The organism is Pseudomonas sp. WS 5078, from assembly GCF_012985745.1.
Taxonomy (GTDB): Bacteria; Pseudomonadota; Gammaproteobacteria; order Pseudomonadales; family Pseudomonadaceae; genus Aquipseudomonas; species Aquipseudomonas lundensis_A.
Window position 1 is genome coordinate 50,858 of record NZ_JAAQWX010000017.1, and the last position, 18,510, is coordinate 69,367.

At 59.0% G+C, this 18,510-nt stretch carries 18 protein-coding genes, 1 tRNA gene and 1 pseudogene; 8 read left to right on the plus strand and 12 right to left on the minus strand.

Annotation, left to right across the window (positions count from 1 at the left end; all coding sequences use genetic code 11):
* Window position 1: 1 nt before the first annotated feature.
* Window positions 2-784, plus strand: coding sequence for a divergent polysaccharide deacetylase family protein (locus HBN68_RS19485; RefSeq protein ID WP_169964554.1), 783 nt, complete (start codon window positions 2-4; stop codon window positions 782-784).
* A 3-nt stretch (window positions 785-787) separates the two neighbouring features.
* Here HBN68_RS19485 and HBN68_RS19490 read toward each other — a convergent pair whose 3' ends face one another.
* The 7 genes from HBN68_RS19490 to HBN68_RS19520 all read right to left on the minus strand — a co-directional run bounded on the left by HBN68_RS19490 (window position 788) and on the right by HBN68_RS19520 (window position 6,492).
* The gene (locus HBN68_RS19490; protein WP_169964557.1) at window positions 788-1,543 is read right to left on the minus strand and encodes an ABC transporter substrate-binding protein; all 756 of its coding nucleotides are present in this window, start codon (window positions 1,541-1,543) and stop codon (window positions 788-790) included.
* A 71-nt stretch (window positions 1,544-1,614) separates the two neighbouring features.
* Window positions 1,615-2,385, minus strand: coding sequence for an imidazole glycerol phosphate synthase subunit HisF (gene hisF / locus HBN68_RS19495; RefSeq protein ID WP_003438568.1), 771 nt, complete (start codon window positions 2,383-2,385; stop codon window positions 1,615-1,617).
* A gap of 10 nt (window positions 2,386-2,395) precedes the next feature.
* Window positions 2,396-3,133, minus strand: coding sequence for a 1-(5-phosphoribosyl)-5-[(5-phosphoribosylamino)methylideneamino]imidazole-4-carboxamide isomerase (hisA, locus tag HBN68_RS19500; protein WP_094994303.1), 738 nt, complete (start codon window positions 3,131-3,133; stop codon window positions 2,396-2,398).
* 39 nt (window positions 3,134-3,172) lie between these two features.
* On the minus strand, window positions 3,173-3,430 hold the full coding sequence (locus HBN68_RS19505) for a DUF2164 domain-containing protein (protein WP_047279761.1): 258 nt from the start codon (window positions 3,428-3,430) through the stop codon (window positions 3,173-3,175).
* Window positions 3,430-4,068, minus strand: a complete 639-nt coding sequence (gene hisH / locus HBN68_RS19510; RefSeq protein ID WP_094994304.1) for an imidazole glycerol phosphate synthase subunit HisH — start codon at window positions 4,066-4,068, stop codon at window positions 3,430-3,432. The genes HBN68_RS19505 and hisH overlap by 1 nt, the downstream gene beginning before the upstream one ends.
* Window positions 4,068-4,661 carry an imidazoleglycerol-phosphate dehydratase HisB gene (gene hisB / locus HBN68_RS19515; protein ID WP_047272898.1) on the minus strand — a complete coding sequence of 198 codons (594 nt, stop codon included), beginning with the start codon at window positions 4,659-4,661 and terminating at the stop codon, window positions 4,068-4,070. Before hisB ends, hisH begins: the two co-directional genes overlap by 1 nt.
* A 169-nt stretch (window positions 4,662-4,830) precedes the next feature.
* Window positions 4,831-6,492: an OFA family MFS transporter gene (locus tag HBN68_RS19520; protein WP_094994305.1), complete on the minus strand. Its 1,662-nt coding sequence runs from the start codon at window positions 6,490-6,492 to the stop codon at window positions 4,831-4,833.
* 367 nt (window positions 6,493-6,859) lie between these two features.
* On the opposite strand from HBN68_RS19520, the gene HBN68_RS19525 reads away from it, so the two are divergent.
* The 4 genes from HBN68_RS19525 to HBN68_RS19540 all read left to right on the plus strand — a co-directional run bounded on the left by HBN68_RS19525 (window position 6,860) and on the right by HBN68_RS19540 (window position 10,592).
* Window positions 6,860-9,079, plus strand: a complete 2,220-nt coding sequence (locus HBN68_RS19525) for an AsmA family protein (RefSeq protein WP_169964559.1) — start codon at window positions 6,860-6,862, stop codon at window positions 9,077-9,079.
* Window positions 9,076-10,143 carry an A/G-specific adenine glycosylase gene (gene mutY, locus HBN68_RS19530; protein ID WP_094994307.1) on the plus strand — a complete coding sequence of 356 codons (1,068 nt, stop codon included), beginning with the start codon at window positions 9,076-9,078 and terminating at the stop codon, window positions 10,141-10,143. The genes HBN68_RS19525 and mutY overlap by 4 nt, the downstream gene beginning before the upstream one ends.
* A complete protein-coding gene (locus HBN68_RS19535) occupies window positions 10,140-10,412 on the plus strand; it encodes an oxidative damage protection protein (RefSeq protein WP_047272894.1) in 273 nt (90 codons plus the stop codon). Before mutY ends, HBN68_RS19535 begins: the two co-directional genes overlap by 4 nt.
* 104 nt (window positions 10,413-10,516) lie before the next feature.
* Window positions 10,517-10,592 (plus strand) — tRNA-Phe (locus HBN68_RS19540).
* 467 nt (window positions 10,593-11,059) lie between these two features.
* Here HBN68_RS19540 and HBN68_RS19545 read toward each other — a convergent pair.
* The 3 genes and pseudogenes from HBN68_RS19545 to HBN68_RS19555 form a co-directional block, all read right to left on the minus strand.
* A pseudogene (locus tag HBN68_RS19545) lies at window positions 11,060-11,308 on the minus strand (S-type pyocin domain-containing protein); the annotation flags it as partial.
* A gap of 234 nt (window positions 11,309-11,542) precedes the next feature.
* On the minus strand, window positions 11,543-11,794 hold the full coding sequence (locus tag HBN68_RS19550; protein ID WP_169964561.1) for a bacteriocin immunity protein: 252 nt from the start codon (window positions 11,792-11,794) through the stop codon (window positions 11,543-11,545).
* Window positions 11,791-13,149 carry an S-type pyocin domain-containing protein gene (locus HBN68_RS19555; protein ID WP_169964564.1) on the minus strand — a complete coding sequence of 453 codons (1,359 nt, stop codon included), beginning with the start codon at window positions 13,147-13,149 and terminating at the stop codon, window positions 11,791-11,793. The genes HBN68_RS19550 and HBN68_RS19555 overlap by 4 nt, the downstream gene beginning before the upstream one ends.
* Window positions 13,150-13,431: 282 nt before the next feature.
* Here HBN68_RS19555 and HBN68_RS19560 point away from each other — a divergent pair, with 282 nt between their 5' ends.
* Window positions 13,432-13,902 carry a hypothetical protein gene (locus tag HBN68_RS19560; RefSeq protein ID WP_169964566.1) on the plus strand — a complete coding sequence of 157 codons (471 nt, stop codon included), beginning with the start codon at window positions 13,432-13,434 and terminating at the stop codon, window positions 13,900-13,902.
* Between the two features lie 6 nt (window positions 13,903-13,908).
* Here HBN68_RS19560 and HBN68_RS19565 read toward each other — a convergent pair whose 3' ends face one another.
* Together HBN68_RS19565 and HBN68_RS19570 are read right to left on the minus strand one after the other, a co-directional pair.
* Entirely contained in the window at window positions 13,909-15,192 is a 1,284-nt protein-coding gene (locus HBN68_RS19565) for an arsenic transporter (protein WP_169964568.1), read from the minus strand.
* Between the two features lie 28 nt (window positions 15,193-15,220).
* Complete coding sequence (locus HBN68_RS19570; RefSeq protein ID WP_094993209.1) at window positions 15,221-15,457, minus strand: DUF1272 domain-containing protein; 237 nt, start codon at window positions 15,455-15,457, stop codon at window positions 15,221-15,223.
* 211 nt (window positions 15,458-15,668) lie between these two features.
* Between HBN68_RS19570 and HBN68_RS19575 the strand changes: the two genes are divergently transcribed.
* Both HBN68_RS19575 and HBN68_RS19580 read left to right on the plus strand, forming a co-directional pair.
* On the plus strand, window positions 15,669-16,274 hold the full coding sequence (locus HBN68_RS19575; RefSeq protein WP_094993302.1) for a biliverdin-producing heme oxygenase: 606 nt from the start codon (window positions 15,669-15,671) through the stop codon (window positions 16,272-16,274).
* Complete coding sequence (locus HBN68_RS19580) at window positions 16,271-18,508, plus strand: ATP-binding protein (RefSeq protein WP_169964570.1); 2,238 nt, start codon at window positions 16,271-16,273, stop codon at window positions 18,506-18,508. The genes HBN68_RS19575 and HBN68_RS19580 overlap by 4 nt, the downstream gene beginning before the upstream one ends.
* Window positions 18,509-18,510: the final 2 nt, after the last annotated feature.

An 18,510-nucleotide genomic window follows, 5' to 3' on the forward strand; every position in this document is an offset into this window, starting at 1 on the left:
GATGCGTTTTTCGCTCGTCCTCAGTCTGCTCTGCTGCCTGACCGGTGCCGCCCACGCGGCGCCGGCCAGCCATCCCGCCGCCCCGCACAAGGCTTACCTGAGCCTGATCATCGATGACCTGGGGCAAAACCTGCCACGCGACCGCCGCGTGCTGGGCCTGCCCGGCCCGGTCACCACGGCGGTCATGCCCGACACACCCCACGCCGCCGAGTTTGCCCGCGAAGCCTACAAGGCGGGCAAGATCGTCATCTTGCACATGCCCATGGACCCGGCCACCGGCCCGTTTGCATGGCACCCCGACTTGCCCCTCGATGAACTGGAAAAGCGCCTGAACGCTGCGTTCAAGGCCGTGCCGTACACCAGCGGCATCAACAATCACATGGGCAGCCGCATGACCTCCCAACCGCAGGCCATGGCCTGGTTGATGAGCGACTTGCAGCGGCGGCACAAATTTTTCGTCGACAGCCGCACCAGCGCACAGACTGTCGCGGCGGCCGAAGCACAAAAAATCGGCCTGGCCAGCGTGTCGCGAGATGTGTTCCTGGACGACGTGCGCACCGAGCAAGCCATCACCACTCAGCTTGAAACCGCTATCAAACTGGCACGCAAACAAGGCTCGGCGGTGATGATCGGCCACCCGTATCCGCAAACGCTGGCGGTACTGGAGCGCGAGTTACCCAAGCTCAAGGCTCAGGGCATTGACTGGATTGATATTCGGCAAATGATCGGTGTGCGCAGCAACAAAGCGATGGCCGGGCACGGCAAGGACGGGGTTTACCGCTAACGGTTACAAATACTTCGCGCGTATTTTCTCAACCACGCCTTCGGCCCGCAGTTGATCCAGCGCGCTCTGCAATTTGGCCACCACAGCGTCAGGCACTTCTTTGTTCAGTGCCAGATACAGCTCGGCCTGATGGAATCGCAACACCGTTTTGAACCCTGAAATACCGGCTTGTTGCGCCAGAAAACGGCCAGCCGGATCACCCGTGGCCCACAAGTCGATCTTCCCGGCTTGCAGCCGTCTCGCGTTGTCCTGATCGCGCAACACGATCACGGGCTTCAAGCCTTGCTTCTGAAGGGCGAGCGCAATCACATCTTCTTTGTAGGCGCCAATCCGGTAGGCGCTGGCCTGTTCCAGCGAGGTCAGGCTGATCGGGCTGTCGCAACGCGCTAGTAACACCCAGTCATCCGGTCCGATAGGCCCGACCCATTTGAACAAGGCTTCGCGCTCAGGCACGCGGGCGGTGACGAAGACGCCAAAGCCGGGTTTTTCAAGGGCAAGGTTGTAGATACGCTCCCAGGGGAAACGCAGGGTCATGCTGTAGGGGATGCCCGCCCGGGCGAAGGTGGCACGCAACACATCGACGGCGATGCCTTCGAGGTTCTGGTCTTGCGCGAAGTTTTTGCCGTTTTTCGCCATGTTGTAGGGCGGGAAATTTTCAGTCAGCAACACCAGCGGCGTTCGCGAAACCTCCGCAGCAAAAACGGTGCTGGCCAGCCACAGCGTGGCACTGGCGACAACAGGCAATATTCGTTTCAACATACTGGCGACCTAAATCCATGGCGTGCCCAAGAGTGCCGTGGGCTCGCCATGCTGTCCAGTAGCCTTTCGGGTTAGCGCACCACGATCCCGCGCTCGGCCATGTAGGCTTTGGCCTCGGGTACGGTGTATTCGCCAAAGTGGAAAATACTCGCCGCCAACACTGCACTGGCGTGGCCTTCAAGGATGCCATCGGCCAAATGTTGCAGGTTGCCGACGCCGCCCGACGCAATCACCGGAATGCCCAACGCATCGCTGATGGCGCGCGTCACGCCCAGATCAAAACCGCTTTTCATGCCGTCCTGATCCATGCTGGTCAACAGAATTTCACCGGCGCCCAGCCCTTCCATCTTCATCGCCCACTCAACGGCATCGAGGCCGGTTGGCTTGCGCCCGCCGTGGGTGAAGATTTCCCAGCGCGGGGTTTCGCCCGGCAGTGAAACCTTCTTGGCGTCAATTGCCACCACGATGCACTGCGAACCGAAATGCTGCGCTGCCTCGCCCACAAACTCAGGGTTAAACACCGCGGCGGTATTGATCGAGACTTTGTCCGCGCCCGCATTCAGCAAGTTGCGGATGTCCTGAATGCAGCGCACGCCGCCACCCACGGTCAGCGGGATGAACACCTGGCTGGCCATGCGCTCCACGGTGTGCAGCGTGGTGTCGCGGCCATCGACGCTGGCCGTGATGTCGAGAAAGGTAATTTCGTCGGCACCCTGCTCATCGTAGCGACGGGCGATTTCCACCGGGTCGCCCGCATCACGGATGTTCTCGAACTTGACGCCCTTGACGACCCGGCCGTTATCCACGTCCAGACAAGGGATGATGCGTTTGGCTAGCGCCATGACGTTCTCCTCAGGCCTTGTAGCTGTCGCAGAAGGCTTGGGCCTCGGCCACATCCAGAGTGCCTTCGTAAATCGCACGGCCGGTGATGGCACCCACGATGCCCGGCGCCTTGGCGTCCATCAGGGCCTTGATATCGCCCAGGTTGTGGATGCCGCCCGAGGCGATTACCGGGATGCTGGTCGCGGCCGCCAATTTGGCGGTGTAGCTGACGTTGCAGCCCTGCATCATGCCGTCTTTGGCGATGTCGGTATAAACGATGGCCGACACGCCGTCCGCTTCAAACCGCTTGGCCAGATCGATCACTTCTACAGTGCTGACTTCTGCCCAGCCATCAGTGGCCACGAAGCCGTCTTTAGCGTCCATCCCCACGATGATTTTGCCGGGGAATGCACGGCAGGCTTGAGCCACGAACTCTGGGTTTTTCACCGCTTTGGTGCCCAGAATCACGTAACTCACACCCGCCTTGACGTAGTGTTCGATGGTTTCCAGCGAGCGAATCCCGCCACCGATCTGGATCGGCAAATGCGGGTAACGCTTGGCAATGGCCGTGACCACTTCGCCATTGACCGGCTGGCCTTCAAAAGCACCGTTCAAATCCACCAGGTGCAAGCGGCGGCATCCGCCGTCTACCCATTTGGCGGCCATGCTCACCGGGTCATCGGAGAACACCGTGGAATCTTCCATGCGGCCCTGGCGCAGACGTACACAGGCACCGTCTTTAAGATCGATAGCGGGGATAATCAGCATCTGGCAAACCTTTAAATTCGGGAGTCAGTGACTCGGAAATCAGTTCTTTTCGAGTGCCCACAGATCGCTTTCGATGCTCTCGAACCTCTCTTTGAGGTGCGCCTGCACATCGAAAATCGCGCGATTGTAGTAATGCGGCGCGATTTCGCGGGTGAACAGCTCAAGGATTTCAGCCGCTTCGAACGAACCGAGGTCCAGTTCGAAACGGTCTTCCATAAAGCGTTTGATCTTGCTGTTGGCTTCGTTCTCTTGCTCAGGGGTGAGCGTGAGAATCGGTGGCTTTGGCTTACGCGCCATTACCAGCGGCCATCCCAGGCCACGAAGTTTTCCAGCAACTGCAAGCCGTGGGTATGGCTCTTTTCGGGGTGGAATTGCACCGCGAAGCGCGAGCCTTCAGCCAGCGCGGCCGCAAAATCGACGCCGTAATGCCCGCCACCCACTACCTGCCGGGGATTGCCCGCTGCGATGTAGTAGCTGTGAACAAAGTAGAAACGCGCCAGGTCCGGGATGCCGTGCCACAACGGGTGATCGACCTTCTGCTGCACTTCGTTCCAGCCCATGTGCGGCACTTTGAGGTGCTCGCCGTTTTCGTGCAGGTCTTTGCCGAAAAACTTCACCTGACCGGGGAACAGGCCAATGCAGTCGACCCCGCCGTTCTCTTCACTGCTGTCGAGCAAGGCTTGCATGCCGACACAAATGCCGAGAAACGGACGGTCCTGGCTGACCTCGCGCACCAGCGAATCGAAGCCCAGGCGACGGATTTCCGCCATGCAGTCGCGAATCGCGCCCACACCGGGAAACACCACGCGGTCGGCTTCACGGATCACATCCGCATCGCTGGTAATCAGCACGCGACCGGCGCCGACGTGCTCCAGCGCTTTGGCGACCGAGTGCAGGTTACCCATGCCGTAATCGATGACCGCCACTGTCTGCATCAGAGCACGCCCTTGGTTGAAGGCATTTGCCCGGCCATGCGCTCATCGAGCGTTATCGCCATGCGCAATGCGCGGCCGAAGGCCTTGAACACGGTTTCGATCTGGTGGTGCGTATTGGTGCCACGCAGGTTATCGATGTGCAGCGTTACGTTGGCGTGGTTCACGAAGCCCTGAAAGAACTCCTGAAACAGGTCAACGTCAAAGCCGCCGACGGTGGCGCGGGTATAAGGAATGTGCATTTGCAGGCCCGGACGGCCGGAAAAATCGATGACCACACGCGACAGCGCTTCATCCAGCGGGACATAAGCGTGGCCGTAGCGGGTCATGCCTTTTTTGTCGCCAACCGCCTGGCTGAAGGCTTTACCGAGGGTAATGCCGACGTCTTCGACGGTATGGTGATCGTCGATATGCAGGTCGCCTTTGCACTCGATGTCCAGGTCGATCAGCCCATGTCGGGCGATCTGGTCGAGCATGTGCTCAAGAAAAGGAACACCGATATCGAATCGGGCCTTACCGGTACCATCCAAGTTGATCGAGGCTTTGATCTGGGTTTCCAGAGTATCGCGCTCGACTGACGCCTTACGTTCGGCCATCACCAGCTCCGCAAAATCATTGGGCGAAAAAGGTGGCCATTATAGGCACGGGTCCGGCAAACAGAAACACGCAAGGGGATAAGACTGACAGAGCGCGGTTTCGCACCTCAGGTGTGGCCGCTGCCAAAGGCCGCGAGAAGGCGCCGCATTGAATGCGGCGCCCTTGCGGTTACTGGAACAACACCGCCGTTTTCTGCACGGTGACCCACACGCCCCACAACAGCGGAATCCCCACCGCCAGCCATGCTGCCACGGTCAACGGCAGGCTGCCCGGCGCGGCTTTCCACTCCAGCGATGTGTTGGCATCAGCGCCCTTGTCATGGCCCAGCGCCTGCTCGGCCGCCAACTGCGCATCGGTCATGAAGTACTTGTCGGCCACCGGGCGCACCAGCAAGTTGCAGATGAAGCCCAGCACCAGTAAGCCCGCCAAAATGTACAGCGTGATGTCGTACGCCGCAGCACGCTCGACGCCGATGCTCAGCTGGTATTCACGCAGGTAGTTGACCAACACCGGCCCCAGCACGCCTGCCGCCGCCCAGGCTGTCAGCAGACGACCGTGGATCGCCCCCACCATTTGCGTTCCGAACAGGTCCGCCAAGTAAGCCGGAACCGTGGCAAAACCACCGCCATACATCGACAAGATGATGCAAAACGCTGCCACGAACAGCGACACATTACCCAGATGCCCCAGGTTGGGCACCAGCGCGTACAGCGCAAAACCCAGCGCGAAGAACACGAAATAGGTGTTTTTACGCCCCAGGTAATCGGAGAACGATGCCCAGAAAAAGCGTCCGCCAATATTGAACAGGCTCAACAACCCCGTGAAGCCCGCCGCAATTGCCGCGATCTGCGCCAGTTGTGCTGTGTCCAGTTGGCTGAATGACAGGTCGTTGCCGAGCAACTTACCGGCGAACACTTCCTGCAACAACGGCGAAGCCATGCCCAGAATGCCGATACCGGCCGATACGTTGAGGCACAGCACCAGCCACACCAGCGCAAATTGCGGGGTTTTCCAGGCCACACTGACGTGAACATGACGCTGGGTGATCATTGCGTTTGCGGCTTTTTTCGCCGGTGGCGTCCAGCCTTCAGGTTTCCAGCCGGTCGGCGGTACACGATAAGCCAGCGCACCGCCGATCATGAACACGAAGTAAATCGCCGCCATCACCAGGAAGCTCTGCCACACGCCCACGCTGTCCGGCGTCGCAAAGTGGCCCATCAACGCAGCCGCCAGAGGCGCACCTACCATGGCACCCCCGCCAAAGCCCATGATCGCCATGCCGGTAGCCATGCCGCGCTTGTCCGGGAACCACTTGATCAAGGTCGATACCGGCGAGATGTAACCCAGCCCGAGACCGATACCGCCAATCACCCCGGAGCCCAGCCACATCAGCCAGATCTGGTGGGTGTAAATGCCCAGCGCCGAAATCAGCAAACCGCCACACCAGCACAGTGCTGAGACCACGCCTGCCTTGCGCGGCCCGGCATGCTCAAGCCAGCCACCCCACACGGCAGCCGAACATCCCAGAAAGATAAAGAACAAGGTGTAGATCCAGCCGAGCATCGAAATCGGCCAGTCGCATTGCGACGAAAACACCTGCGCGATAAAGCTCATGTCCGGTGCACAGGCAACGGGAGCCGTAACCCCCAGCGCCTTGGACAGCGGCAGCCAGAACACCGAAAAGCCATAGGCCATGCCAATGCACAAATGGATGGCCAGAGCGGCAGGTGGAACCAGCCAACGATTGAAACCGGGTTTTGCGATGATGCGTTCCTTGGACAGGAACGCCGGCTGTGAGGCAAGGCTGCCCGCAGCAATGCTGGTGCTCATTGATGTTTCCCCCATGAAGTAGAAGGTTCCCCAGACACACTCATGCCCTGACTTTGGCGCCCTTGAGCGCACAGTCTTGTTATTGGCGTAAGTTCGAGGCGCGACAATGCGCCGCAGAAGGCCTGAAAAACAGGCGGAGATTACCATTGAGGCGTAGGAGAAAGATCAAACTGATGCGGTCTTTTACGCCAAAACTGATCTTATTATTCCGATTCAAAACTCAACAGGTGTCTAAACCGTACCTCACCGGTTTCCCGCCTCTGCATCCGACACAAGTCGCATCTGGCCACAGGCAGCCGACGCGTGGCGCTATACTCTGCGGCTAAATTTAAAACTGACCTTCACACAGACTTACAAGGACCTGCCCATGAAAGCGTTCGGCAAAATCCTGGGTCTGGTGCTTCTCGGATTGTTGCTGATCATCGTGGCTCTTGGCTTTGCCTTGAGCCATTTGTTTGATCCCAATGACTACAAAGACGAGATCCGCCAGATAGCCCGTGACAAAGCCCACATTGAGCTGACTCTCAATGGCGACATTGGCTGGAGCCTCTTCCCCTGGCTCGGCCTTGAACTGCATGACGCCAGCGTGGCCACCCTCGCCGCACCGAACAAACCGTTCGCTGACCTGCAAATGCTTGGCCTGTCCGTTCGCGTGCTGCCGCTGCTGCGCAAAGAAGTGCAAATGAGCGACGTACGTGTTGAAGGCCTGAACCTGCGCCTGACCCGCGACAAAGCCGGTCACGGCAACTGGCAAGACATCGGCCAGCCCGCACCGGCCACCGCCAGCGCCCAAACCCCGGCACAGCCTGCAGAGCCCGCGCCGACTGCCAAATCCGACACCGCCAGCCAGCCGATCAAGCTCGACATCGACAGCTTGACCGTGAACAACGCGCGGGTTGAGTACAACGACGAGCAAAACGGCAAGCAGTTCAGCGCAGAAAGCATCCAGCTGAGCACCGGCCCGATTCATGAAGCCACCAGCACCCCGGTCAAATTGACCGCGTTTCTGGGCACCAACCAGCCCGTTATGCGGGTCAAGACCGAGGTCGACGGCAAGCTGCGCTTTGACCGCGTCCTCAAGCGCTACCAGTTCGAAGACATGAGAGTCACGGGCGAAGCCTCGGGCGAGCCACTGCAAGGCAAAACCGTGACTTACGCCGCGCAAGGCCAATTATTGGTCGATCTGGCTGCGAACGTCGCTGAATGGAGCAGTTTGAAGATTTCCGCCAACCAGCTGCGTGCGCTGGGTGAACTCAAGGCCCACAGCCTGGACACCACCCCGCAGATCAGCGGCGGCCTGTCGGTTGCCCAACTTGACCTGGCCAAGTTCCTCGACAGCATCGGCCACCCGTTACCGCCTATGGCGCCGGGCAGCCTGAGCAAAGTCGAAATGGTCAGCCGCCTGTCCGGCACGCCCACCAGCGTGACCTTCGATGAGCTGAACCTGAAAGTCGACGACAGCACCTTCACCGGTCGCATCGCCGTCGACGACTTCGCCAAACAGGCCCTGCGCATCCAGCTCAAAGGCGACACGTTTGACGCTGATCGCTACCTGTCGCCAAAAACTGCAGAAGCCGCCAGCGCCACAGCCGCACGCCAGGCCGAAGTGCAATCGAGCGAGGCTGGCGCACTGGCCGCTTCGGGCGACACGCCATTGCCTGCCGCGCCGACCAAAAGCGGCTGGAGCACTGCCAAGCTGATCCCGATCACTCGCCTCAAGGTGCTGGACCTGACTGCCGACATCAGCTTCGGTCAACTGACTGTGAGTCAATTGCCGATCCAGCGCGCAGCCCTTAAAGCCAACAGTAAAGACGGCCTGCTGACCCTCGAAACCCTGCGTGGCGATCTGTACAAAGGCAACTTTGCTGCCAACGGCAGCCTTGATGTGCGGCCGATGCTGCCGCTGGTGAACCTGCAAACCCAAATCAACAACGTGCCGGTGGAAAAAATCCTGCAAAGCCAGGGTCAAAAACCGCCAATCAACGGCCTGTTAACCCTCAACAGCAACGTCACTGGCAGCGGCAACAGCCAGAACGCACTGATTGAAAGCCTCAACGGTACCGCCAATTTCGTGCTCAACGATGGCGTGCTGCTTAACGCCAACCTTGAGCAGCAACTGTGCCAGGGCATCGCCATCCTCAATCGCAAAACCCTGAGCGGCGCGCCACGCGGCAAAGACACGCCGTTCAAGGAGCTCAAAGGCAGCCTGGTGTTCCGAAACGGCGTGGCCAGCAACCCGGACATGATCGTGCGTATCCCCGGCATGAGCGTCAAAGGCGATGGCGACATTGACCTGCGCGTACTGGGCATGGATTACCGCATCGGCATCACCATTGAGGGTGACAAGGGCGCCATGCCTGACCCGGCGTGCCAGGTCGGTAAAAACTTCGTCGGTGTCGAGCTGCCTTTGCGCTGCCGTGGCCCGCTGGAGCTAGGCGCCAAGGCCTGCCGCCTGGACAAGGAAGGCTTGGGTAAAGTCGCAGCCAAAGTGGCGGGCAATAAAATCAGCGAAAAGCTTGAAGAGAAACTCGGCGACAAAGTCAGCCCGGAACTCAAAGAAGCCCTCAAGGGGCTGTTCAAGCGATGAGAGATGAGCAGTTCGCAACCGTGGTGCTCGAGTGGTTCGACCGCCACGGCCGCCATGACCTGCCCTGGCAACAGGGCATCACCCCTTACCGGGTGTGGGTCTCGGAAATCATGTTGCAGCAAACCCAGGTCAGCACCGTGCTGAACTACTTCGACCGGTTCATGGCGTCATTGCCGACGGTCGAAGCGCTGGCCGCCGCTCCCGAAGATGAAGTGCTGCACCTGTGGACAGGGCTGGGCTACTACACCCGCGCCCGCAACCTGCAAAAGACCGCAAAGATCGTCGTCGAACAATACGGCGGCGAGTTCCCCCGGGACGTCGAGAAACTGGTGGAGCTGCCCGGCATCGGGTTATCCACTGCGGGGGCGATCGCCAGTATCAGCATGGGCCTGCGCGCACCGATCCTCGACGGCAACGTCAAACGCGTGCTGGCCCGCTACACCGCACAAGAAGGGTATCCGGGCGAGCCCAAAGTGGCCAAACAGCTGTGGGCCACCGCCGAACGCTTCACCCCTCACGACCGCGTCAACGCCTACACCCAAGCGATGATGGACATGGGCGCCACGCTCTGCACGCGCAGCAAGCCGAGCTGCCTGCTGTGCCCGCTTGAAACCAGTTGTGAAGCTCACATGCTGGGCCTTGAGACACGCTACCCGATCCCCAAGCCACGCAAAGCGCTGCCGCAAAAACGCACATTGATGCCGATGCTGGCCAATGGCGAAGGTGCAATTTTGCTCTATCGTCGTCCTTCAACGGGACTGTGGGGCGGCTTGTGGAGCCTGCCTGAACTCGACGACCTCAAGGACATCGAGCATCTGGCGCTGCAACACGCGCTCAAGGTAGGCACGCAACACCCCATGCCCGGCCTGACGCACACGTTCAGCCATTTCCAGCTGGCCATCGAGCCGTGGCTGATCCACGTCAAGGAGTCCGGCCATCACGTGGCCGAGGCTGACTGGCTCTGGTATAACCTCGCCACCCCGCCGCGCCTGGGCCTGGCGGCCCCGGTCAAAAAACTGCTCAAACATGCAGCCGACCTATTGAACGCAGGAGAGTCGTCATGACCCGCACCATCATGTGCCGCAAGTACAAAGAAGAATTGCCCGCGCTGGAACGCGCCCCCTTTCCGGGCGCCAAGGGTCAGGACATTTTCGACCACGTCTCGGCCAAGGCCTGGGCCGACTGGCAAAAACACCAAACCCTGCTGATCAACGAAAAGCGTTTGAACATGATGAACGCCGAAGACCGTAAATATCTGCAAGGCGAGATGGACAAGTTCTTCAGCGGCGAAGAATACGCAAAAGCAGAAGGCTATGTCCCGCCGAGCGAGTAAACCCCGGTTTTAAAGGGTTTGGTCTGTAAGCGACGGTAATAATTAAATATTTTTCAAAAAAGTGTTTGACGGATTATCGAAAAAAGCTTCTAATGCGCCCCGTTGCCCAGATAGCTCAGTCGGTAGAGCAGGGGATTGAAAATCCCCGTGTCGGCGGTTCGATTCCGTCTCTGGGCACCAAAATACCGAGAAACCCCCAAGGAACCATGTGTCCTTGGGGGTTTTTTATTGCCTGCGATTTTATGGTTGCTGGACCATTTCTGGACCAAGGCGCTTTAGGCGTGGGATTGAAAGCCGTCCAACTGACTTTCGGTATCAGCCCCTGAACTGAATAGTTTTAATCTGAATTAAGTTTTCAGCTTGAGCGCCTCCCTCAGACAAGCTGAGGCGTCGGCCATACAGTCCGCCCCAACGCAGCCCGTTCGCTCCCCTTGCCACGCCACAGGGCCTCTGAACCCTCCCGATCGCCTTTCAGTCCGCACGATTACACGTCACGTGGTGCGCGAGATGCGAAACCATGGGCCATTATCCGCCCCCAGCTCCGGGGAGCAGATCAAGTCTGGCCCTGCCGGGTGCTCGCTTACCTTCTGGCAGTGCAGCAAGTGCAAGTCAGTACGATCATCGTTTTCGACTGCTTCGGCTTGCTTGGTTACGCCATCACCCAAGTCAGCCACTTGCCGGGAACCTTGGGCAACGAACTGCACCACGGGAATCATTTCCCAGTCGCGACGCTTCTGGGTGTTGTAACCGTACCCCTTCAAGGTGCCATCGGCCTGCTGCTCAACGTGTACGCGAACACTTTTACGTCTCTCTTTAAGCGTCTAGAGCTGTTCTTCTGTATATAGGCGGCTGTCGCCCAAGCTGGATGGCCACAGCAATGCAACCACGCCCGCCAATACACGAGCAGCGTCACCAGTGGTTTGGAAAAGGCTTGCTAAACCCGTTACGACTCCTCAACCGGATTCCTTGAGAATTCTTAATCCGCAAGCTTCAACGCCCGCGCTTCCCCGAGCAGCAACGGCGTATTCAGTGGACGTCTGAATGTCATTTCACCGTTGACGGTAAGCGATGTTCACACTCTCTCACCGGGCATCACAGCTATGCACAACAATGAGGCTGGCGAAGGGAAATCAATTGTCCTTGAATCCCGGCAAGCCCTGAGTCGCCCGCCACTCTTTCACCGCCTGAGTGATGCCTGATGCCGAATCATCAGCGCCGTCTTCTGGGTAGAAAATCAGGTCGGACCCGGCAGGATGCTCGCTCACTTCTTCGAACAGAAACACCATCTTGTCTACTTCCAGCTCCGTGCCATCGTGGTTAATGATGCGCTGTAGCAGGGCTTCGAATTCGCTTTCTGTGTATTCGCTGAATGTGTTTTTCATGATGCCTGCCTGTCTTCCTTATGAATTTCAACGTGACGCTTTGGCGTGGCTACGCAGAGGTTATCAATATCGTAAATAGCGCCACCATGTTGAATGTGTTCGATGTGGTGTATCTCGTAACGACCGTTCCCGCCGTTGCGTTCTGCTTTCGGTGCAAACGGTGAATTGCCTTTCGCTAGCCAGCCTTGGTTAGTGGCGTTGAACTGACTCAGTAGTTCGGGATCATTGCCTATGGCAGTCCAGAGTGCAGCCCTGAAATCATCAAAATGCTTAAATGTCTGTCCCCGTAACTGATCGGCAATTCTCGTTGGTATCGGTGAGCCAAGTCCTGCGCCAGCGCCAGCAAGCCAGATGCCGGACACGTCTTGTCCTTGGCCAGTGACAGCGCCTGTTGAGTGGCGAGCACTCACTACGATGTACAACGGCTGCACACCAGAATCAGCCGGGAACACCAGAATGAAATCGTTGTAAGCATCCGGGTAAATCGGACTGACGATAATGTTATCCGCCTGTTCGGTGGGCGGATAAATCCAAATCTGTGGCGCCTTTGGAGCGCTTTCTAACGCTGGAATACCTAAGGTGTTGGACGGGTCAGCGGCGGGTGTCCATATCAGGGTTACGCCATCGCCCAAGTCAGCCACTTGCCGGGAGCCTTGGGCAACGAACTGCACCACGGGAATCATTTCCCAGTCGCGGCGCTTCTGGGTGTTGTACCCGTAACCTTTCAAGGTGCCATCGGCCTGCTGCTCAACGTGCAGGCGAATACGTGTGCGTCCCTCTTTAAGCGTCTGGAGCTGTTCTTCGGTATATAGGCTGCTGTCGCCCAAGCTGGATGGCCACAGCAATGCAACAACGCCCGCCAAAGTACCAGCAGCAACACCCGTGGTGGTCCCGGACGCCACAGCACCAGCCGTACACAAACCACCACAAGACACACCGCCTGCGGTGCCAGTAGCAACGCCCCCTAAGAGAAGTGTTCCCAGTGACGAGGGTACGGAGCCGCTGATTTTCTTAAGAGGAATGTTTCCTTGTGCATCCGTTTCACGGCCGCCCAGTAAGGCAAACTCACCATATTGGCTAACCGGATCGGTGGGGATGGCTCCGCCTGAACTGATGTAGTTGATGGTCCCGTATGGCAGCGTGCAACTCTTGGCAAAGACGCATCCGCGTGAGGCCACTTCATCCGGCGTCTTGATCGAACGCCTACGTGCGTCAGCTGCCCGCTCGTTCCGTGCATTCGCCGCCAGTGTTCTGTCCCAAGCTGCCTGTGCGGCCTCTGTCGCCTCGGCATGTCGCCTGTTGCCATCTATCCCATTACATCCCAGGGTATTCGGGAAGATATTCTTAACCGCCATAACATCCCCTGCGCAAATTGACGGTCCGTGTTCGCCGCCTAAGTGCGACAGGACGCTACTTCACAATGTTTGGCTTATCTGTAGGAAAACTCTCAAAAGTTATAAAAAGTCGTCTATCAGGCCTACCGATTTGGTCGGAAGGTTTTGGGGCATCTGGCCCGTTTCTGACCGCGCTTTACACGGGTGAAGGGGAGATAGAACAAGGATAACCAGCCACTTCGCTTGGCGATTGCGAAGAGATGGAGTTCAATCCTCTCCTCAGCCTCCACAGGACACACGTTCATGGCAACGCCAAAGAAACAGCACAAGCACGCGCAGCGGGCCAAGTCCAAAGCCAAACAGAATCGTATGGGCAAGCCAGCGAAAGCTTCGGCTTCTGCCCAGATCGATCATCCGTTCGATGACGTGAAGATCGACCTCAGCACCTTCGACTTCCAGGACATCAAGGAAAACGGCTTCGAACCTTCAGATTTCGACGACCTGTTCCAGGCCATGAAAGCCGCCGAAACCAGCGGGCTGCAAGCCATGTGCAGCGTGTTCCTGCAATACCCGGTGCTGGAGCTGGTGATTTCAGAGGAAGAGGAAGAAGACGCCACCGATTTTCTGATGGGTCTGTTGATTGCCTTCCGCATGACCGTGCACGGTGACGACGAAGACGCCGCCTTTGCATGGGTCGAAACCCCGGCCTTCCAGACCGCCTACGTTGAAGCCTCGCGCCTGCTGGCCGAACATAGCGCCCGTAACGCGCACTAACCGCCCTCAGCCACCCAACCGAACAGCAAGCGCTGCCAAGGTAATCAGCAACACGGGCACGGTCAGCACAATGCCGACCCTGAAGTAATACCCCCACGTGATGCGGATCCCCTTGCGCGCCAGCACGTGCAACCACAACAACGTGGCCAGGCTGCCAATCGGGGTGATTTTGGGGCCCAAATCGCTGCCGATGACGTTGGCGTACACCATGGCCTCCTTGATCACGCCCGTGGCGCTGCTGGCGTCGATAGACAGCGCGCCGATCAGTACGGTCGGCAAGTTGTTCATGATCGACGACAGCAGCGCCGTCAGCAGCCCCGTGCCGAGTGTGGCGCCCCACACGCCATGCGCGGCGAATGCATCGAGCCAGCCGGCCAGTACGTTGGTCAGCCCGGCATTGCGCAAGCCATAAACCACCAGGTACATGCCCAGGGAAAAAATCACAATCTGCCAAGGTGCTTCCTTGAGCACTTTGCGGGTTGAAATCTTGTGCCCGCGAGCCGCGATCAACAGCAGTAACGCCGCGCATAACGCCGAGATGGCACTGATGGGGATGCCCAACGGCTCCAGCGCAAAACACCCTGCCAGCAGAATAGCCAGCACCCACCAACCGGCGATAAACGTGGCGCGGTCGTGAATAGCGCTGGCCGGGGAATCCAGTTCGGCGGGGTCATAGCGCGCCGGAATATCGCGGCGAAAGAACCACAGCAGCATGCCCAGCGTCGCCGCCACGCTCACCAGGTTGACCGGCACCATGACCGCTGCGTATTGGTTGAAGCCGATTTTGAAGAAGTCGGCCGACACGATGTTCACCAGGTTCGACACCACCAGGGGCAAACTGGCGGTGTCTGCGATGAACCCCGCGCCCATTACAAACGCCAGGGTCGCCGCTGGCGAGAAGCGCAGCGCCAGCAGCATGGCAACCACAATCGGGGTCAGGATCAGCGCCGCACCATCATTGGCAAACAGCGCCGAGACCAGCGCGCCGAGCAATACCATGAAGGCGAATAGCCGTTTGCCACTGCCCTGCCCCCACCGCGCCACATGCAACGCCGCCCAGGCAAAGAACCCCGCTTCATCCAGCAACAGGCTGATAATAATCAGCGCCACAAACGTGCCGGTGGCGTTCCAGATAATTGACCACACCAAAGGGATGTCGCTCACGTGCACCACGCCAAAGATCAGCGCCAACACCGCCCCCATCGACGCGCTCCAGCCCACACCCAAACCGCGGGGCTGCCAGATGACCAACACAATCGTGAAGACGAAAATCGCACTTGCTACCCACATCAAACGTTTTCCTCGCTACAGCGTTTAATTAACAGCCTTCAGGCGTGTTCACCCGCACCGTGGAGGCCGGGTTATCGGTGAGCTTACTGGCCGGGCGACGCGGACGGGCCAGCAGTTCGCCGCCGCAGTTGGGGCACAGCCCGCCCAGTTTTTGTTCTGAGCACGCGGCGCAGAAGGTGCACTCGAATGAACAGATACGTGCATGTGACGCATCCGGCGGCAAATCGCAATCACAGCATTCACAATTGGGGCGCAGTTCGAGCATGGTGAATCCTCGCAGTCACGGGGGCCATAAATTGACGTGTTCGATCGTACCGTCGATCCAGTGTTGAGCCCTTGGGCTCGCACAAAGTGCTATCAATCTGCCAGACTTTTCCTTCACGACCTGACAGATTAATTGCACTTTTTTCACGCCATGGCTTCAAAAAGTCATGAACGTTTATTTATTGCGCACGCAGAGAGCCCTGTTACACGGCATGCCACCAGTCCAACCTTCCCCTGCTGCGCCCAGCGTCCTGAATGATCTGCGCGCCGGTACGCACACCCTGCACGTTGCGCTGGAGCAGCGTTTACCGTTTTTTTCAGACACGCTCGACCTCGAACGTTACACACGCTTGCTGGGTGCGTATTTCGGGTTTTATGAGGCGCTGGAAGACCGGCTGATGCGCAGTGCGTTCATCCCGGCAGGCTTTGACCTGCATGCGCGACTCAAGACCCCTGCCTTGGCGCAGGACCTGTCAGCACTGGGCATTGACACCCAAGCCCTGCCCCGCTGCCCGCACCTGCCTGACTTGCGCAGTGAAGCCGCCACGTTGGGCGTTTTGTATGTGCTCGAAGGCGCCACCCTGGGTGGCAATGTGCTGCGTAAGAGGGTGGCTGAGCAGTTGGGCCTAGATGCCGATACCGGCGGCGCTTTCCTGTTTGTGTATGGCGAAGACACCGGCCAGCACTGGAAAGCATTTCTGGAATTTTTGGGCAGTGTGCCGCTCGATGCCACAGGGCGAAGCGAAGCCGCACAGGCTGCCTGTTCAACGTTTAGCTGTTTCGAGCAGTGGCTCGAACGCCAGGAGGTTTTGCTATGAATCCACTCGACACTGAGGCGTTTGAAGCCCTGCTGGTCAATTGCGCCGATGAACCTATCCGCTACCCGGGCGCCATTCAGCCCCACGGCTTGCTGCTGACGTTGTCTGAGCCTGACCTGCACATCCAGCAAATCAGCGACAACGTACAGCGCTTGTTTGGCCTGAGCGCTCAGGCGCTACTGGGCGAGCCGCTGGCCATGCTGACGGGCCCCGAAGCGGCTAGCGCCGTCAAGAATGCGGCCGTGTTTGCCGCCCAAGTGGACGTGCCGCCGCTGGAGCTGGAACTGCAGGGCATTCAGTACGAAGGCCTGTTGCACCGCGAAGGCGGCGTGTTGGTGCTTGAGCTGGAATTGAAGCCCGACGCGGTACAGATCCAAAGCACGATGGACAAAGTGCGCAACCTGAGCCGCATGCTGCAACGCTTGCAAGCGGCCAAAACCTTGCCCGCTCTGTACGAAATTTGCGTCCAGGAAATCCAGGCCCTCACCGGCTACGACCGCGTGCTGATCTACCGTTTTCAGGAGGAAGGCCACGGCCAAGTTATCGCAGAAGCGTCAGCAGCGTCGATGGAGCTGTTTAACGGCATGTTCTTCCCGGCCTCCGATATCCCGGAGCAAGCCCGCGAGCTGTATCGCACGCATTGGCTGCGGATCATTCCGAACGCCGACTACCAGCCGGTCGAACTGGTGCCACGCCTGCGCCCCGACACCGGCGAAGCGCTGGACCTGAGCGGCGCCGTGCTGCGCAGCGTGTCGCCTATTCACTGCCAGTACATGAAAAACATGGGCGTGCTGTCGTCAATGAGCATCTCGCTGATGGACGGCGAGCGGTTGTGGGGCCTGATCAGTTGCGGCCATCGCCAGCCGCTGCACGTGCCCCACGAACTGCGCATGGCCTGCCAGACCATCGGCCAAGTGCTGTCGCTGCAAATCAGTGCGCTGCAAACCCTGGAAATCAGCCGCCAGCGCGAAGCCAAAATGGACGCGCTGGTGCAGCTCAACACTGCCATGGTCAACAGTCAGGAGAATGTCTTTGACGGCCTGGCCGCAACCCCTCAATTGCTGATGTCACTCACGGGCGCCAGCGGCGTAGCGATTATGGAAGACAAGGTGCTGCACCGTTACGGCGAGTGCCCGCAACCTGATGAAATCCGTGCGCTGTACCAATGGTTCAAGGCGTCAGGCGATTCGGTGCTCTCCAGCCACAGCTTGTCCACGCTTTACCCGCCCGCCGCGGACTACAAAGACATCGCCAGCGGCCTGCTGGCCATGACCCTGCCCAAGCCGGTCGACAATGCCGTGCTGTGGTTTCGCAAAGAGGTGAAGGAAAGCATCCCGTGGAGCGGCGACCCGAATAAACCCCTCAACCTTGAGGCCAGCGCCACCGGCCTGCGCCTGAGCCCGCGCACCTCATTCGAGCTGTGGAAAGTCGAGATGGACGGTATCTCCAGCAAATGGAGCCACGGCGACCTGTTCGCGGCCAACGACCTGCGCCGTTCGGCCCTGGAGAACGATCTCGCCCGCCAAGTACTACGTGAACAACAGGCGGTGCGTGCCCGCGATGAACTGGTGGCGGTGGTCTCCCACGACTTGCGCAGCCCCATGACCATCATCTCGATGCTCTGCGGCATGATGCAAAAAGCCTTCAGCAGCGACGGCCCGCACACCTCACGCCGCATCACCTCGGCCATCGACACCATGCAACAAGCCAGCAGCCGCATGAACGTGTTACTGGAAGACTTGCTGGACACTTCCAAGATCGAAGCCGGGCGCTACACCATCAACCCGCAGCCGCTGGACGTGACCCAGATTTTTGAGGAAGCGTTCTCGTTGCTGGCACCCTTGGCGCTGGACAAGTCGGTAGAACTGACCTTCAACGCTGAGCCCGACCTGAAGATCCACGCCGACCCGGAACGCCTGTTCCAGGTGCTCTCGAACCTGATCGGCAATGCGATCAAGTTCACCCCGGCAGATGGCAAGATCGGCGTAGCGGCCATGTCCAATGGCGATGAAATCGTGTTCAGCGTGCGCGACTCCGGCAAAGGCATTGCACCTGAGCAGTTGCCGCACATTTTCGAGCGCTACTGGACGGCCAAAGAGGGCAATGCCGCCGGCACGGGGTTGGGGCTCTACATCTCCCAAGGCATCATCAAGGCCCACGGCGGCCAGTTGCTGGCCGAGAGCAAGCCGGGCGAAGGCAGCGAGTTTCGCTTTACCGTGCCGAAACTCGCCTGACA